The organism is Runella sp. SP2 (assembly GCF_003711225.1).
Classification (GTDB): Bacteria; Bacteroidota; Bacteroidia; order Cytophagales; family Spirosomataceae; genus Runella.
Genome location: NZ_CP031030.1, coordinates 4,365,160 through 4,380,442 on the forward strand (window position 1 = coordinate 4,365,160; position 15,283 = coordinate 4,380,442).

15 protein-coding genes are annotated in these 15,283 nt (G+C 44.5%); 8 read left to right on the top strand and 7 right to left on the bottom strand.

The window, feature by feature from the left end:
* Window positions 1-8 precede the first annotated feature (8 nt).
* The 3 genes from DTQ70_RS17420 to DTQ70_RS17430 form a co-directional block, all read right to left on the bottom strand.
* The gene (locus DTQ70_RS17420; protein ID WP_028527090.1) at window positions 9-1,136 is read right to left on the bottom strand and encodes a Re/Si-specific NAD(P)(+) transhydrogenase subunit alpha; all 1,128 of its coding nucleotides are present in this window, start codon (window positions 1,134-1,136) and stop codon (window positions 9-11) included.
* A gap of 183 nt (window positions 1,137-1,319) precedes the next feature.
* Complete coding sequence (locus DTQ70_RS17425; RefSeq protein WP_122931990.1) at window positions 1,320-3,752, bottom strand: outer membrane beta-barrel family protein; 2,433 nt, start codon at window positions 3,750-3,752, stop codon at window positions 1,320-1,322.
* A gap of 26 nt (window positions 3,753-3,778) precedes the next feature.
* A complete protein-coding gene (locus DTQ70_RS17430; RefSeq protein WP_122931991.1) occupies window positions 3,779-5,197 on the bottom strand; it encodes a S41 family peptidase in 1,419 nt (472 codons plus the stop codon).
* Between the two features lie 335 nt (window positions 5,198-5,532).
* Between DTQ70_RS17430 and DTQ70_RS17435 the strand changes: the two genes are divergently transcribed.
* From DTQ70_RS17435 to DTQ70_RS17445, 3 genes are read left to right on the top strand one after another with little or no spacing between them, the layout of a single operon-like run.
* A complete protein-coding gene (locus tag DTQ70_RS17435; protein ID WP_122931992.1) occupies window positions 5,533-6,678 on the top strand; it encodes a sensor histidine kinase in 1,146 nt (381 codons plus the stop codon).
* On the top strand, window positions 6,650-7,702 hold the full coding sequence (locus tag DTQ70_RS17440) for a sensor histidine kinase (protein ID WP_122931993.1): 1,053 nt from the start codon (window positions 6,650-6,652) through the stop codon (window positions 7,700-7,702). Before DTQ70_RS17435 ends, DTQ70_RS17440 begins: the two co-directional genes overlap by 29 nt.
* Window positions 7,699-8,475: a LytTR family DNA-binding domain-containing protein gene (locus tag DTQ70_RS17445; protein ID WP_122931994.1), complete on the top strand. Its 777-nt coding sequence runs from the start codon at window positions 7,699-7,701 to the stop codon at window positions 8,473-8,475. Before DTQ70_RS17440 ends, DTQ70_RS17445 begins: the two co-directional genes overlap by 4 nt.
* Before the next feature lie 61 nt (window positions 8,476-8,536).
* Here the strand turns inward: DTQ70_RS17445 and hslU are convergent, their stop codons facing one another.
* Window positions 8,537-9,973: an ATP-dependent protease ATPase subunit HslU gene (hslU, locus tag DTQ70_RS17450; RefSeq protein WP_122931995.1), complete on the bottom strand. Its 1,437-nt coding sequence runs from the start codon at window positions 9,971-9,973 to the stop codon at window positions 8,537-8,539.
* A gap of 138 nt (window positions 9,974-10,111) precedes the next feature.
* Between hslU and DTQ70_RS17455 the strand changes: the two genes are divergently transcribed.
* From DTQ70_RS17455 to DTQ70_RS17470, 4 genes are all read left to right on the top strand, one after another.
* Window positions 10,112-10,402, top strand: a complete 291-nt coding sequence (locus tag DTQ70_RS17455) for a hypothetical protein (protein WP_122931996.1) — start codon at window positions 10,112-10,114, stop codon at window positions 10,400-10,402.
* Window positions 10,403-10,485: 83 nt separating this feature from the next.
* Entirely contained in the window at window positions 10,486-10,938 is a 453-nt protein-coding gene (locus DTQ70_RS17460; protein WP_122931997.1) for a hypothetical protein, read from the top strand.
* 23 nt (window positions 10,939-10,961) lie between these two features.
* The gene (locus DTQ70_RS17465) at window positions 10,962-11,219 is read left to right on the top strand and encodes a hypothetical protein (RefSeq protein WP_122931998.1); all 258 of its coding nucleotides are present in this window, start codon (window positions 10,962-10,964) and stop codon (window positions 11,217-11,219) included.
* A gap of 28 nt (window positions 11,220-11,247) precedes the next feature.
* Window positions 11,248-11,433 carry a hypothetical protein gene (locus tag DTQ70_RS17470; protein ID WP_122931999.1) on the top strand — a complete coding sequence of 62 codons (186 nt, stop codon included), beginning with the start codon at window positions 11,248-11,250 and terminating at the stop codon, window positions 11,431-11,433.
* A 12-nt stretch (window positions 11,434-11,445) separates the two neighbouring features.
* On the opposite strand, the gene cdaA is transcribed toward DTQ70_RS17470, so the two are convergent.
* A complete protein-coding gene (gene cdaA / locus DTQ70_RS17475; RefSeq protein ID WP_028527079.1) occupies window positions 11,446-12,246 on the bottom strand; it encodes a diadenylate cyclase CdaA in 801 nt (266 codons plus the stop codon).
* Between the two features lie 31 nt (window positions 12,247-12,277).
* A complete protein-coding gene (locus tag DTQ70_RS17480; protein WP_122932000.1) occupies window positions 12,278-12,913 on the bottom strand; it encodes a DedA family protein in 636 nt (211 codons plus the stop codon).
* 115 nt (window positions 12,914-13,028) lie between these two features.
* On the opposite strand from DTQ70_RS17480, the gene DTQ70_RS17485 reads away from it, so the two are divergent.
* Window positions 13,029-14,258 carry a voltage-gated chloride channel family protein gene (locus tag DTQ70_RS17485; RefSeq protein WP_122932001.1) on the top strand — a complete coding sequence of 410 codons (1,230 nt, stop codon included), beginning with the start codon at window positions 13,029-13,031 and terminating at the stop codon, window positions 14,256-14,258.
* Between the two features lie 139 nt (window positions 14,259-14,397).
* Here the strand turns inward: DTQ70_RS17485 and DTQ70_RS17490 are convergent, their stop codons facing one another.
* Window positions 14,398-15,279 (bottom strand): DUF4249 family protein, encoded by an 882-nt coding sequence (locus DTQ70_RS17490; RefSeq protein ID WP_164490087.1) that lies wholly within the window; start codon window positions 15,277-15,279, stop codon window positions 14,398-14,400.
* Between the last annotated feature and the right edge of the window lie 4 nt (window positions 15,280-15,283).

A 15,283-nucleotide genomic window follows, 5' to 3' on the forward strand; every position in this document is an offset into this window, starting at 1 on the left:
AGATGACGTTATTTTAAAATTGATTTGGTAAAGGCGTGAACCAACTGACCTTGGTGCGTGATGAGGCTTCCTTTGGTGATTTCCTCCTCCAGTTCCCACTTAAAACCATCTTTGTTGGCCAAATGCAACAGCAACGTACTGATGTTTTTGGCGTACAAATCGCTGGCATTGGTTGCTAATAGCGCAGGTAAATTTGACTCTCCAATGATCGTAACACCGTTTTTTACTACCGTCTGATTCGCTTCACTCAAGGCACAGTTTCCGCCCGATTCCACGGCCATATCGACAATCACGCTACCCGTTTTCATCGATTTTACCATTTCTTCCGTCACTAGAATAGGCGCTTTTTTTCCCATCACCAAGGCCGTTGTAATGACGATATCCGCGTCCTTGATACGCTGTTTGATAAGGTCTTGTTGTTTTTGGAGAAACTCCGCCGACACTTCTTTGGCATACCCTCCTTCCGACTTGTTGGCTTCCATCCCTTCCACGCTCAAAAACTTCCCACCCAGCGACTCCACTTGTTCTTTGGTTTCGGGGCGAACGTCGGTTACTTCCACCACCGCGCCAAGGCGTTTGGCCGTCGCGATGGCCTGCAATCCTGCCACCCCAGCGCCAAAAATCAGTACCCGCGAGGGTTTGATGGTACCTGCGGCCGTCATCATCAGCGGAAAAATTTTGCCCAGCGCATTGGCTCCCAGCAATACCGCCTTGTAGCCCGCTAGGTTGGCCTGCGAGCTGAGCGCATCCATGCTTTGGGCTTTGGTCGTACGGGGAACGGCATCCATGCTAAAAGCCGAAATTTTCTTGGCATTGAGGGCTTGAACCAGTTCAGGCTGCGTGTAGGCGTACAGAAACGAAATGCTCACTGCGCCTTCGCGCATTTGAGCCACTTCTTCCAGCGTAGGGGCGTTGACTTTTAGAACGACATCGGCGTCGGCAAGGAGCGTTTTGACATCTGCTACCACTTGAGCGCCTGCTTTTTCGTAATCAGTGTTAAGTAGGGAAGATTTCTCGCCAGCATCACTTTGGACGGCGCAGGTAAAACCCGCTTTGAGAAGAGACTTAACAACGTCAGGTGTGACCGCAACCCGCTTTTCGTAGGTTTTGGTTTCTTTCAAAATAGCTATTTTCAAGGTTGAAGTAGTTTATTGGAATAAAACCCCAAAATATAGGACATTATCCACATAAACAATAAGAATCGCCAGTTTTCGGAAAATCTTTTTGTATCGACCAGCACTGGGCTAAAAATAGCAACGGCTGCTTTTGCAAAACCCAAAAGCAACCGTTGAAGAAGAGACAATTAAAGTAACACAGCGTTATTTACGAATCCGAGCCGCATCCTCACTTACCCCCGATTTTCGGCCACGGGCTTGGTACTTCGACTTCCCAAAATTGTACGTCACCCGAAACGACGCATAGCGCTGCGGCTGCACGTTGGTAAACGTCATATCCGAATCATCCACTTTGATATTTGCCCTAAAAATGCTCGTCCAAAAAATATCATTGACGTTCAATTGCGTATTCCAGCGATTATTCGCAAAACTTTTTTGGATGCCTAAATTAATCGCTCCCAACGAGCGCGCACGGTAGAAACTAGCACGGTCGGGAACATTGTACCAACCCGACACTTCGAGTGTGTATCCTTTGGGCAACGTAAACATGTTAGAAACCCAGAGCGAGGCCGATAGCCCAGCCACCGAATTACTTTGGCCATTCAGGGTGACATTTTCTCCCCCATAGGCAGTGCTCAGGTACATTTGGTAATTCCATTTGGGCAGTAAAGTAGCCGAATGGCTCACATCAAAAAATAGGCGGTGGTTATCGGCATTGACCTGTTGCCAAGTCGTAAGACGCGTCGTGGCATTGTACAGTGGCAACTGAGTCACCCCGTTTTGATTGTAGTTATAACCTGTGACCAACATGAGTTTTTTGTACGAATACGTTACCTCCGATACATTCCGAATCCGAGGAAACAGAAATGGATTCCCCATCGCTACTGTATAAGGGTCGATGAAAAAAGGAAAAGGGTTCAGTTGCCAAACGGTAGGCCGCGAAAGTTTGCGCGACGAGCTCCACACCAAATTGCTGTTGTCGTTGAGTTTATACTGCAATGTCAGGTTAGGCAAAAAATTCCAATAGTTTCGATTCACAAGCGCTCCTAACGTTACGGATTCGCCTTGCGTAACGGTATTTTCTGCGCGGATTCCTGCCGTAAAACCTAGCTTTTTAAACTGCCTGCTCATTTGCATAAAAAACATTGTAATGTTTTCGTCAAACGTAAACTCATTACTTCGCCCAAAATCTTTACGAAAATCAGCTACTGTCAAAGGAGTCGAACGAGAAGCATCCGTCCGAATGAGCGTATCGTAGTCAATTTTAGCAAGGTTTTTTACGTAATTCATTTTAAAACCTGCCTCCAATTTCCACTCTTTCCCCACCACGTCCGTGTAAATCGCGTTCAATGTCCTGAAAGTGGAGTTAGCGAGTTGGTCATTGCGCTGCACCGATATACCCCGCACTTGTTCGTTGTTTCGCACATATTCCGACACCATGTTTTGTGTTCCAGGCTTTTGACTGCCTGCCACGGCTACTTCCACCATCAGTTCACGGCCTTTGTTATTTTTATACGTATAGCCAGCCAATCCCGTCAAAGAACGGCTATTTTCCATCATTTGGTTGTGACTCACCGTCAACGGTTGCTCATTTCCACGCAACACCGACTTATTTTCCGCATAGGTTGAGCTGGGAGCCCTGCCCACATCACCCGTAACTTTAAAATCAAAGCTATGATGCGGACTGACCACGTACTCTACCCCTGCCACTGCGTTGAAACTCTGGGTGGGGTTTTTGAGGTACGAATACGACTCAAACACATCTTTATTTCCTTCTTTTCCCATTACACGTCGGTCGGTCAGTTCTTGGTACCAATTGGATGAATTCCAGCCTGTATTCAGCGAAAACGCCATTTTCTGCGTTTTATACGTTAGGTTTCCACCCGCATCGCCCGTCGCAAAACGGTGTTGCAAATACGTCCCATAAATCGAACCCCGCCCGCCCAAGTTTTGATCGCGTTTGAGCTTGATATTAATCACCGTCTGAAACGACGACTCGTACTTGGCAGGTGGCGTAGGCATGAGTTCAATCGTTTCAATTTGGTCAGGAGTTAGTGATCTCAGGTAGTTTTTTTCCTGCTCTTCAGTCATTCGTAGGTCTTTACCGTCAATCAAAATTTTGGGCGATGTTCCTCTAAACGTAATTTTTCCGCTCATGTCCACCAACAACCCTGGCGAACGCCGCATAACTTCAAGGGCATTGGTGGCGGTTTTGAACATTTTGCTATCCACGTTTACGATGATATTACCCATTTTTTGCTCAAAAACAGGCTTGGTACCTTTCACCACGACTTCGTTGAGTTGCTTTTGGTCGGCTTGTAAGAATAACGTCCCAACATCCCAGTCTCGTTGGTTTTCATTAATGTGGATAGGGTTCGACACAAAACGCTGGTATTCAACGCTAGAAATGGCCAACAAATAGTGCCCATCTTCGATATTTTGCAGCGTAAAACGCCCCAGTGTATCAGTCACGCCCCCTTTTACGAGCGATGAATCTGACGATGATAGCAACGCTACACTCGCAAACTCCACTCCTTTTTGGGTGCTCATTTCCACCGTGCGTCCTTTGATGCTTCCTTTGTTTTGGGCAAAGCATAGCCCGCTGACCAATGTCAGTACAACGAAAAGATGTTTCATGACTGTTAAGAAAAAAGGTTAAAACGCTATTTTGATTGCCAGTAATTTTGAACAAATTTTATCCAATCTTTTTCCGAACTTGGAATCTGCACATCGGGCTGAAAACCAATGTTGTCGATGGGGGCATAATCGACCCACCCTGTGCGGGTGGTGGGCAAGCGTAATTCAAAGTTTTTGCACGGTAACTCGTGTTCTCGCACATTACCATAGTCCATCATTCCGCCCGTATGGTTGCCGAAAAGCGTCACTTTTTTACTTTGTTTGGCATAAAACACAAAGTATTCCGCGCTGCTGTAACAGTTTTCATTCATTAACACTGCTACTTTTTGAGGATACGGCAACACTTCCCCGTACGACATCGTATCGGCAGGATATTCCACCATTTGCCCCACTTTTAATCGGCTTTTAGCCAAACTCTCCTGCCAAGGCTTTGCCTCTTTGGCCGAAATCCACCCTTGAGTCAGCGCTTTGTCAATGATATTTTGTTCTGCCTTCAGGTTGTCAGGCGTGCTCCTAAAATGCGAGTAAACATCACGAAAATTATGGGTATTCAGGTACTTTAAAATGGCAGGAAACGAAGCGTTCATTCCACCCGAGTTGTCACGAATATCTACAATCAAATGGGGGGAATTGCGTATCGTTGCATCGTGCGCTTTCAAGACGCTATCCACCATTTCAAAGGAAATACCAAAGGAAGGAATTCGTACGTAAAAAGTTTGTTTGTCAATTGCTTTTACATGAAACTCCTCCTCAGCCTGCTGTGCTTTAGCAAGTTCATCGGGGGTTGCCTTTTGAGGATACTGCCGCGCCCAATAGCCCGAATTAGGGATGTTGAGCAAGTTTCCTTCCAGCGAAAAAGTCCGTGGGGAAGAAGTGAGGTCGCCCGCCCAGTAAACTCCTTTATAAGGGCTTAGGCCACTGGCGGCGGCTTCAAATTTCACCATGCCTACTTGCCATTTTTTATTTTGAGCCGCCAACACCACCGCTGCCATTTTGTCGGGTTGTTGTGGGTCACGCATGAGTGCAACGCGGTAACTACCATCCGCAATTTCCCAGATTCCTTCCAAGGGGTGTAGTTTGTCCTTGTTTGCGTCAAAATAAGCTTTTGCCTTGGTCTCATCCATGCTAATGCTTCGAATAGGCACTACCACTTCAGGTTCATTGAAATACACTTGAAAATGTCCATCCTTGAAAAAACGCTTGTACGCCCGTACCAATTGAAAACACTGTTTATCGCCTGGTAAGTCACGGGCTGCCGTTTGCAAACTATCCAGTAGTCGTTCGTACCGTGGCCGTGTTTGAGCAGTTACCTTGTCTTGAAAACCTGCATAGTTGGCTTCTGTTTTCTGGATGTACGTAGCCAACACCGCCGAGCATTCACAGTTTTGGGCAATACTTTCAGTTACAAAAAGTAAGAAAATACAGAAAAAAAATCGGTTTGCCATACGCTTTGGTTCGTTTAGAAATCGTGGTTCAAAACTGCACGGATACGTTGTCGTTACCAAAGTTTTTTGACGAACCTCGCTTTCCTCTCGACGAAAACTCGACAACTGGGACGTTTACGTTACTTACGACCAAACCCAACTACGACGATTTCCTGCGGTTGTGAGCAACCGCAGGCACATGACCGCCGACACGTGCGGGAGGTTACTCCTAACCGACCCAAATACGACTGGTGCAGGCGGTTGCTCACAACCTCAGACACAAATAGCAACACAGGCACATGTTGGTAGAAACTAATACACTTTGACGAAATTTGCCCAAATTTTTAGACGAACGTATGAATCGCCTCGACCAACCGAACCTACAAATATTTGATGTCGTTGAAAAAACCCTAAATTTCTATAATTCTAGGCTTTGGCTGCGTATTTTGGCGCATCTGTGTTACATTTACTTGAGCTATACATTTCTTGCCAACGAGTTTTTCGTTGAAGACTTAAAATACGGCGTCCACTTTTATGTGTACTGGCTCACCAATTTAGCCGCTGCCTACGCCATTTTTTATTATTTATTTCCTACCTACTTCGTCACAGAACGCTATTGGCATTTTTTTTCGCCCATTGCTTTCTGGTACTTTACGGTCTTTAGCTATTTCACTCACGCGTTTCTTCAAGAAGTTTACAGCAACAATACCGTTGTGAGTTATTCAGCATCTAGGGAAGACAACCCTTTCCTTGCCTTTCTCGACATCTACAACCAATACGGTTTGTGGGGACACTTTCGAAGCATATCGTTTGCGTTTGTCATATTTTTTGAATTCAAGTCTCATTTTGGACTCATTATTTTCGTAAAATCCGTCAAATACTTTATTGAAAATATCATCAAGCAAAAACACCTCAATGACCTTAACCACGACCTCGAATCTCGGTTTTTACAAAGTCAGCTTAATCCTCACTTTTTATTCAATTCGCTCAACAATATCTACGGGCTCATTCTCAATCAAAAGCCCACCACAACCACCGCCATCAGCCAACTACAAAGCCTTTTAAAAGAATCTTTTGATGATTCCAAAGGCAATAACGTACCGCTACTTTCAGAAATCAATTACCTCAAAAACTACATCAGCCTCGAAAAAATTAGGCACGACCAAAACGTTCATATTGATTTTAAGGTGGACGAAAACACCATTAACAACCATTTCATTGCTCCTCGGGTTTTGTTGCCTTTTGTCGAAAACGCCTTCAAACATGGCCTAAGCGACAACCTCAAACACGCCCAAATCGACATCCACATTTTCCTGAAAAACAATCAGTTGCATTTCGATATCCACAATTCAAAACCCGATTTAAAAGTATCGAAAACGAAAGTAGGTGGAATCGGCTTGGTCAATATCAAACGCCGTCTATCGCTTCTTTACCCCGACCATTCGCTCCAAATCCTCGATAACCCCAACAGCTATGAAGTCCACCTTAGATTACCTTTATGATAAACGAGTAGGCATTTTTGAGCTTCTGTTTTGGCTTTTTTGGTTTTTTAATAATACCATTTACGTCGGCTCTACCACCAATATGTTCACGTCGGGTGCCTTATTTTGGTCGTTCGGAAACATCATTGTTTTTTACATCACGTACCGATTGGCGTTGTACTGTGTGCGTCGGCTGTTTGTGCACTATAAGTATGTCATTTATTTGTTTTTAGTATATGTGGTGGGACATTTAGTCAAAACGGTCGTCAACGAAATCATCTGGCAAATTGCGCTAAGCCACCTCGATTTTGGAACGTTCAACCAAGACTATCAAAAAATGATCAATATCGACGGAGGAGGGCTAATGCAGCGCTTGTCCAATTTTTTACTCAACCCTATTATATTTTTGATACAAGCATCCCGTTGGTTGCCCATTTCCTTAAAAATAATGATAGACTTGGCCTTAGAACAACGCAAAAACAATACGCTGAATAAGAATAAGATGGACTTGGAGATAAAGCTCCTTAAATCGCAGATTAATCCTCAATTTATCAATGAATCGCTCGAAAACATCAAAAATGTGGTTAATACCGACCCAAAAAAGGCCGAACAAATGACACTCAAGCTTTCAAATATGATTCGCTATACCCTTTATGAAACGGATGTCGAGAAAGTAGCGCTTCAGAAGGAATTGGATTTTATGATTAATTACATTGACTTGCAAGAAACGCGGCTAGCTGATCACGCAAACGTCAATTTTCGGCTCAAAACCCATATCCTCGACCACCTAGCGATTAGTCCATTACTGATTTTTCCCCTTTTAGAAAAAGCCTTTAAATGTATAAAATCCAACTGCGAGGTAGATATAAAAACGCAAGATGCGGTGTTAGAGCTAAAAATTGAGTCGGACTACGTTCCCGACTGCCAGCATTCGGGTATCGAAAATGTGCAAAAAAGATTGGCATTCTTGTACCCCAACAAGCATCGATTGAAGGTAATCGAAAATGAAGGAATGTATAAAGTTGATTTAAAACTTGAGCTATGAAAAACCTCCGTTGCATTATTGTTGAAGACGAGCCGATCGCTCAGGAAATCATTGAGACGTTTGTCAAACGGCTTCCTTTTTTAGAGCTTGCAGGCAAGGCAAGCAACGCCTTTGAAGCCTATGAGCTTCTATCGCAACATTCCATCGACTTGATTTTTTGCGATATTGAAATGCCCCAAATCTCAGGCTTGGAGTTTCTCAAATCTCTGTCATATCGGCCACAAGTGATTATGACAACGGCCTTTCACCAGTATGCTCACGATGGTTTTGAACTGGATGTTACTGATTATCTGCTCAAACCCATCGCCTTTGAGCGTTTTCTAAGGGCCATCCAAAAAGTAAAAGAGCGGCGAGAGGCCAAAGAAATCCTCGAAAAACGTCGCCACGAACTACAAGAACCGCCACTGGAAACCGAAGCCAAAACTCCCCCAACGCTTCGCGGGGAAGACAACGGGATTTTTGTCAAAGAAGATGGGACTTTGGTCAAAGTCCTATTTGATGAAATTCAGTACGTGGAAGCGATGAAGGACTATGTTAAAATTTACCTCCGCGACCGTTTTATCGTGACGTACCTAACCATGAAAAAAATGGAGGAAAGCCTACCAGAAAGCATCTTTGTGCGGGTACACAAATCGTATATTGCCAGTTTGCCAAAAATCAAAAGCATCAGCGGCAATATGTTGTCGTTTCATTCACACACTCAGATTCCGATTGGAATGCAATACCGAGATGGCTTATTGGCGAAATTAGAAGGGCAAATTGTTATTCGTTAACTAACCTCCCGAATGTTTGTACTCTACGCAGGCGAACATTCGGGAGGTTTGCTGTTGAGCATTACAATATATACTGACTCAAATCGCGGTTTTTGACCAGCCCTGCCAAACGCTCCTGCACCAGTTCTTTGGTCACAATCACGTGGGCATTGGGCCCGATAACATCAGGAATGTCAAACATGAAGTCATTGAGCAAAGTACTCATCACCGTCTGAAGACGACGCGCACCAATGTTTTCTACTTCAGAATTGATGGTAAACGCCAATTTGGCCAACTCTAACAATGCGTCATCTTGGAACGTCAATTCAACACCTTCGGCTTCCATCAACGCAAAATATTGGCGCGTGAGGGAATTGCGCGGCTCTTTTAAAATACGGTAGAAATCGTTTTCCGTCAAGCTTTGCAATTCGACCCGAATCGGGAAACGTCCCTGTAGTTCGGGAATCAAATCCGAAGGTTTAGACACGTGAAAAGCTCCCGCTGCTACGAACAAGATATGATCGGTTTTGATTGGGCCATGCTTGGTATTGACCGTTGAGCCTTCGACAATCGGGAGCAAATCGCGCTGAACCCCCTCGCGGCTTACGTCAGGCCCTCCGCCTTTGCCGTTGGAATTGGCGATTTTGTCAATCTCGTCAATAAAAATAATTCCTAAATTTTCAGCCTTCAACAGCGCTTCTTCTTTGACTTCATCCATGTCAATGAGCTTGGCTGCTTCTTCTTCCAACAGTATCTTGCGGGCATCGGCAATGCTCATTTTACGTTTTTTATTACGCTTGGGCATCATGTTACCGAGCATTTCTTGCAAATTCATCATCGACATATCGTCGATAGGCCCACCCATAACGCCAATATTAGGAGCCGACGAAGACTGCATATCAATCTCGATTTTCCGATTTTCGAGTTCACCCGCCCGTAGCTTATCGCGAAAACGTACGCGTGTGCGCTCGTTGAGTTCGTGGTCAGGCATGGACGAAACAGGCGGAGGAGGATTAACGGCGTCGGTATCATCCGTAATCTCAAAACCTACGCTTGGGCGGCTATTGTTCTTAGGAGGGTTATTGGGATACATTGGCGGAATCAGTACATCCAAAATAATCTCTTCTACGATGTCCTGCGCCTTTTGTTTTACTTCTTCTTTTTTGGCCGTCTTTACCATATTTACGGCTTGTTCTACCAAGTCGCGCACCATACTTTCGACGTCGCGACCGACGTATCCTACTTCCGTAAACTTCGATGCTTCGACTTTTACAAACGGTGCATCGGCGATTTTGGCCAAGCGACGAGCTATTTCAGTTTTCCCGACCCCCGTCGCCCCAATCATCAAAATATTATTAGGAATAATTTCTTTTTGCATCTCGGGTGTGCTGTTCATCCGACGCCAGCGGTTTCGGAGAGCAATGGCGACATTACGCTTTGCATCGTGCTGCCCAATAATGTATTTGTCTAGTTCGGCGACTATTTCGCGGGGAGTTAGTTTATCTAATTGTGAGGACATCCGTTAATTTGACAATGTGAAAATAGATAAATTTAAGAAGGCAATAAGGGCATTTTTTTTGCAAAACAAATGTAGAAACGTTGGCATTTTCAAATTTGACCTCTATTTTTGTACAAATTTGATAAACGAATCTTGAAGATGAAACGTAACTTTTTGAAAATAAGTGCTTTGTTGTTGACGGTTTCTTTAGCCTCTTGTAAGTATCAAAAGAACAATACCATCGAACAGACGGATTTGCGTGCTGGAGATGAATACGTTTACGGCGTTCATCCCGATTCGGCGGCTCGTCAAACCAAGATTAAATATACGGCAAAACCAGAATTGGAGCAACGTACCAACGCCATCCGTGAAAAATTGTTTGGTGGTGCTACTCCAGAAACTACTGCTCCTGCGGCCACTCCTGCTGATACAGTTGTAGCAGCGAAATAATTTCTGCGGGATTTGTTATAAATTTGAAGCGACGCTTGAACAAGCGTCGCTTCTTTTATTTCCATCAACCTACTACTAAACCAATGAAACCATTTTTTCTCCTCTGCTTTTTTCTCACTGCATCATTTATTGGCTTTTCGCAAACCGAAGAAGCAGCTGTGAAAGTGCCTATCCAACAACTTTTTGAAGGAATGAAAAAAAGTGACTCGGCCATGGTACACCAAACGCTGCTTGCCAACGCCCGCCTCGAATCAATTGTCAAAGCCCAATCAGGCGACATCAGTGTTAAGTCTGATTCATTTGACGGGTTTCTAAAAAGCATTGGCAAAGCTACGCCTGGTGACCTCGACGAACGCCTCTCGGGAATGCAAATCCGTATTGATGGTGACTTGGCTACTGCTTGGACTCCCTACAAATTTTATTACAAAGGCAATTTTAGCCACTGTGGTGTCAATGCGTTTCAATTAATAAAAACACCCGCTGGCTGGAAAATCCTCAGCATCATTGATACGCGTCGCAAAGAGGCGTGTGAGTAAATTCCCAAAATTAAGACACAATTATGCGCTACGTTGGAGACATCGCCACGACTGATTCGTACAAAATTTCGCTCTATACTTGGAATGAAAAATACATCGTCAAGATTGAAGCTGGGCCTTACGAACAAATGTATAAAATAAATCAAATGGACTTTTTGGGGGATGAAGCCGCCCTGAGAGAAGTTTTTGCGGACGAAGTTTTCCTAAAAAGTGTATTTGCCCGTTTTCAGCAAATGCACAGCGACTTCAACGACGTCCTTACCCGATTTGATTTAGTCTAGTAGTGGTTCATTCTCAAACTTTTTTGCCATGACTTTTGAAGAATACCTTGTCACCAAAAAAATTGACATAAAAACCTTTAGCCAACAAGAAGCGGAGCGTTTTCAGGAATGGGAGCAACTGTTCTCTCAAATTCACCCTGAGAGTTTTACTGCCCAAAAGAAGTTTCTGCTCAATGATGTCCGTCGGAAGTACTTATTAAAAAACGAAGACTAAAAACGACTTCGTTTATTTTCTGCCTACTTCAAACAAGTACTTTTTGAGGCGTTCTTCGACTTCTGAAGCCGATATATTGCTGAGAAATTGGCCTTCTATGGCCAACGAAATACGTCCTGTTTCTTCCGAAACGACAATCACCGCCGCGTCGGTTACTTCGCTCATGCCAAGTGCCGCGCGGTGACGGAAGCCCAAATTTCCGAAATCATCGCTATCCGAAACGGGTAAAATACAACGAGCGGCTTTGATGCGCCCATCGGCTACGATGACGCCCCCGTCGTTCATGGGGCTGTATTGATTAAAGAGCGATAGAAAAAGGCGTTTTGACAATACACTGTCCACCTCTTCGCCCGTTTGGATGTATTTATCGAGTTCATCGTTTTTCTTGAGTACTAACAATCCCCCCGTAAACTCAGCCGCCAGTGCCCGAACCGCCTCTATGATGGGCTTGATTTCGTTGATTTTATCGGCCGAAGTTGGTTGACGAAAAAAACGTCCGATGAGACGGTTATTGGCAAAAGCTGTTGATTTTCCGACAAACAACAAAAAACGACGAATTTCTTGTTGGAAAATAACAATAAGAGCTACTGCACCCACCCCCATGAAATACTCCAAGATTTTGGTGAGCAATTCTAATCCAATGGCCCTGACGACCAAATAAAAAAGGTAAATCAACAAATACCCTAAAAATACCCTACTCGCCAAACTTCCCCGCACCAAGTAATATATCTGATACAAAAGGAAAGCTACCAAGGCAATATCCAAGACGTCAACCCACTCAACGTTCAAAAAACCGATGTGAAAAACGAACATAATAACGACTAGCTATTTTGATATTGGCAATTTATTCGTCAGCAATTTCTTTTTTAGCGTTAAAATACCCCTTTACGACTGTAAACGTCGTAATTCCTAAAAAGAAAAAGATGATATAATGTACGTAATCTATGATCCACGGAAATTTTTCCCCGAAATAATAACCTCCACCCGTCAATCCAAAAATCCATAATCCTGCTCCCAACACATTAAACACCATAAAGCCGCCAATGTTCATCCGAACCAATCCTGCCAAAATAGGCGCAAAAGTGCGCACCACGGGCAAAAATCGGCTAATCACCAAGGTACGACTTCCGTACTTATCGAAATACTTACGGGTAGTATCGATGTGTTGCTTCTTAAAGAACAGCGAATCAGGTCGATTTTGTATGCGATCCCCAAAAAAACGTCCAGTTAGGTAGCCCGTCAAAGAACCCACAATAGCTGCTAAAAACAGGCACATCAGTAACAAAAAGATGGGAACGTCGAGGATTTTGAGCGCACAAAATACGCCTGCCAAAAAAACGAGGTAATCGCCTGGCAGAAAAAACGCAAAAAACAGCCCATTTTCGGCAAAAATAATAAGCGTTATGAGCACTAGCCCTCCCGTACGGATAAGTTCCTCGGAGTTAAGGAGGTATTGGAAAAAATCAAGGATAGAATTCATGTTCAAAATTACACAACTTATCTTTCACAACAAGCCCTCTACCTGTTGCATACTAATTTTCTAGGGTAATAGTTCACTTTTTAGTACTTTTCAGGGCAAAATACGCTATTAAAACATGAAAAATAACAAATCCGTCATCTTCCCCAGCGCTACTTTTCTTTTTGTGCTCAAATGGTTGGCAATGGCACTTATCGTGGGAGTTTTGGCGGGTTCGGCTTCAGCCTTTTTTTTAGTATCGCTCAATTGGGTCACCGAGTGGCGAGAAGCCCATCCTTGGATTATCTGGTTTTTGCCCGTGGGTGGTTTTATCGTGGGCGGGGCTTATTATTATTTTGGGCAAGATGTACTAAAAGGCAACAACCAACTCATCGAAGAGTTTCACAGTCCGTCCCAGATTGTTCCGCTCAAAATGGCTCCGCTTGTGCTTTTTGGTACACTAGTTACGCACTTGTTTGGCGGCTCGGCGGGTCGCGAGGGTACAGCCGTTCAAATGGGGGGAGCTATTGCCGACCAGTTTACCAAACTCTTCCGATTTTCAGACGATGACCGCCGTATTTTACTGATCATTGGAATCAGTGCGGGTTTTGCCTCGGTATTTGGAACACCGCTGGCGGGCAGTGTTTTTGCCCTCGAAGTCCTGATTGTGGGGCGTATGCGCTACGAAGCGCTTTTGCCTAGCCTTCTCACGGCACTGGTCGCCGACTACACCTGCCACGCATGGCAAGTAGCTCATACGCATTATAGCATCCCCAGCGTGCCCCCTATTCATGCAGATACGCTACTTTGGGCCATTTTTGCGGGTATTTTATTTGGGCTAACATCGCTTTCTTTTTCTAAAATCGTACACTTTTGGGGAGATTTTTTCAAACGAACCATTGCCTATCCCCCACTTCGGCCCGTGGTTGGGGGGGCGGTATTGGCGGTTTGTATTTGGCTTTTGGGCACAACTCGGCACATTGGTTTGGGGGTTCCAACCATTGTCGCATCTTTTACTGAACCGCTTGCTTCTTACGATTTTGTACTCAAACTTTTGTTGACCACCTTCACCCTCGGTGCAGGTTTTAAGGGCGGTGAAGTTACTCCTCTTTTTTTTATTGGAGCCACCTTGGGCAATGCGCTTTCGGCTTTTGTTCCGTTGCCGATGGCATTGCTGGCAGGGATGGGTTTCGTTTCTGTCTTCGCAGGTGCGACCAATACACCCATTGCATGTACACTAATGGGGATGGAGCTTTTTGGCACCGAATGTGGCGTTTTTGTTGCCCTATCGAGTGTCATCGCTTACCTTTTTTCGGGGCACTCAAGCATTTACAGCGCTCAAGTATTTCAAAAGGAAAAACACGATTAGTGTGAAGTGAGGGAGGTTGCTCACAACCTCCCTTCTTGTGTCTCAGGTTGCTCACAACCTGAGTTTTCGCTCAAAAATTAAACTGTGAAGGTTGTAAGACACGCGAAGCAAGGAGGTTGTGAGCAACCTCCTACACGGACTACAACTGATATACATTGACAATCAACGTATCGGCATTTACGCCCGTAAAGACACCCAGACCATTGGTAATGGACGTTGGAGGTGTACTGATATTTTGAGTCGTTGTTCCTGTTGATTTGTAGAGCGCTGCATAATCAGCATTCAACCGATACAAAACCGCGTAATGCTTGCCAAAATACTGAAATGTCTGCGGCATAATGCTACTCGAACTTGCCATCGTTGGTTCGTTGTTGAAGCGACGAGCAAACGGGCTTTGGGTAGTTTCGGCGGGCAAAATTGTAATAGGCGTTGGGTTTGTTTCGGTGTTGATAAACGCCACAAAATGATAATCGCTGGTAGGATTGTCCCACGTTGCCTCAATTGGGCTACGGTCTTCCCCCGAAGGTGGTCGAAAACCACCCGTCGTACCGCTACTAAGGTCGATTTGGGTTCGATAAATTACGTTTCGGCTCAAGGCGAAACCCGTAGGGCGTGTCGGAATGCTGGTAATTGCTGAAACAGGCAATCCTTTATATTCAAAATCTAAGGTGTAAGTCAAGCCAAAAGTCACCAATTCCGTCGCGGCCGACTCATAAACGCCTTCGCTGACTTCTTTTAAGGTAAAAATTTTTCCATCGCTTGCGTGGATTTTAATCGTTTGCCCCGTGATAGGTCTTGAAACCGAATCAGCATCATCACTCGAAGCAGCGTAGGAAGTCACCGTTGTCAATTTTAAACTTACGGGTTTCCCTGGCGCAAGGAAAGCTTCTACTACGGGTTTTTGATTAGAAAAAACCACTTGGTTCGTGTCGGTACAAGACGCTAGAATAAAAACTCCTAAGAGCAAGCCTATGAGGGCCGTTTGTTGAAATTTTTGGCAAAAAGTTGCTATGTGGTTCATCGAA

Coding starts and splice junctions, on each gene's coding strand:
- DTQ70_RS17490 (WP_164490087.1), bottom strand. CDS start 15,279: ATGAACCACATAGCAACTTTTTGCCAAAAATTTCAACAAACGGCCCTC.
- DTQ70_RS17465 (WP_122931998.1), top strand. CDS start 10,962: ATGCGCTACGTTGGAGACATCGCCACGACTGATTCGTACAAAATTTCG.
- cdaA (WP_028527079.1), bottom strand. CDS start 12,246: ATGTTCGTTTTTCACATCGGTTTTTTGAACGTTGAGTGGGTTGACGTC.
- DTQ70_RS17445 (WP_122931994.1), top strand. CDS start 7,699: ATGAAAAACCTCCGTTGCATTATTGTTGAAGACGAGCCGATCGCTCAG.
- DTQ70_RS17425 (WP_122931990.1), bottom strand. CDS start 3,752: ATGAAACATCTTTTCGTTGTACTGACATTGGTCAGCGGGCTATGCTTT.
- hslU (WP_122931995.1), bottom strand. CDS start 9,973: ATGTCCTCACAATTAGATAAACTAACTCCCCGCGAAATAGTCGCCGAA.
- DTQ70_RS17485 (WP_122932001.1), top strand. CDS start 13,029: ATGAAAAATAACAAATCCGTCATCTTCCCCAGCGCTACTTTTCTTTTT.
- DTQ70_RS17435 (WP_122931992.1), top strand. CDS start 5,533: ATGAATCGCCTCGACCAACCGAACCTACAAATATTTGATGTCGTTGAA.
- DTQ70_RS17430 (WP_122931991.1), bottom strand. CDS start 5,197: ATGGCAAACCGATTTTTTTTCTGTATTTTCTTACTTTTTGTAACTGAA.
- DTQ70_RS17470 (WP_122931999.1), top strand. CDS start 11,248: ATGACTTTTGAAGAATACCTTGTCACCAAAAAAATTGACATAAAAACC.
- DTQ70_RS17480 (WP_122932000.1), bottom strand. CDS start 12,913: ATGAATTCTATCCTTGATTTTTTCCAATACCTCCTTAACTCCGAGGAA.
- DTQ70_RS17440 (WP_122931993.1), top strand. CDS start 6,650: ATGAAGTCCACCTTAGATTACCTTTATGATAAACGAGTAGGCATTTTT.
- DTQ70_RS17460 (WP_122931997.1), top strand. CDS start 10,486: ATGAAACCATTTTTTCTCCTCTGCTTTTTTCTCACTGCATCATTTATT.
- DTQ70_RS17455 (WP_122931996.1), top strand. CDS start 10,112: ATGAAACGTAACTTTTTGAAAATAAGTGCTTTGTTGTTGACGGTTTCT.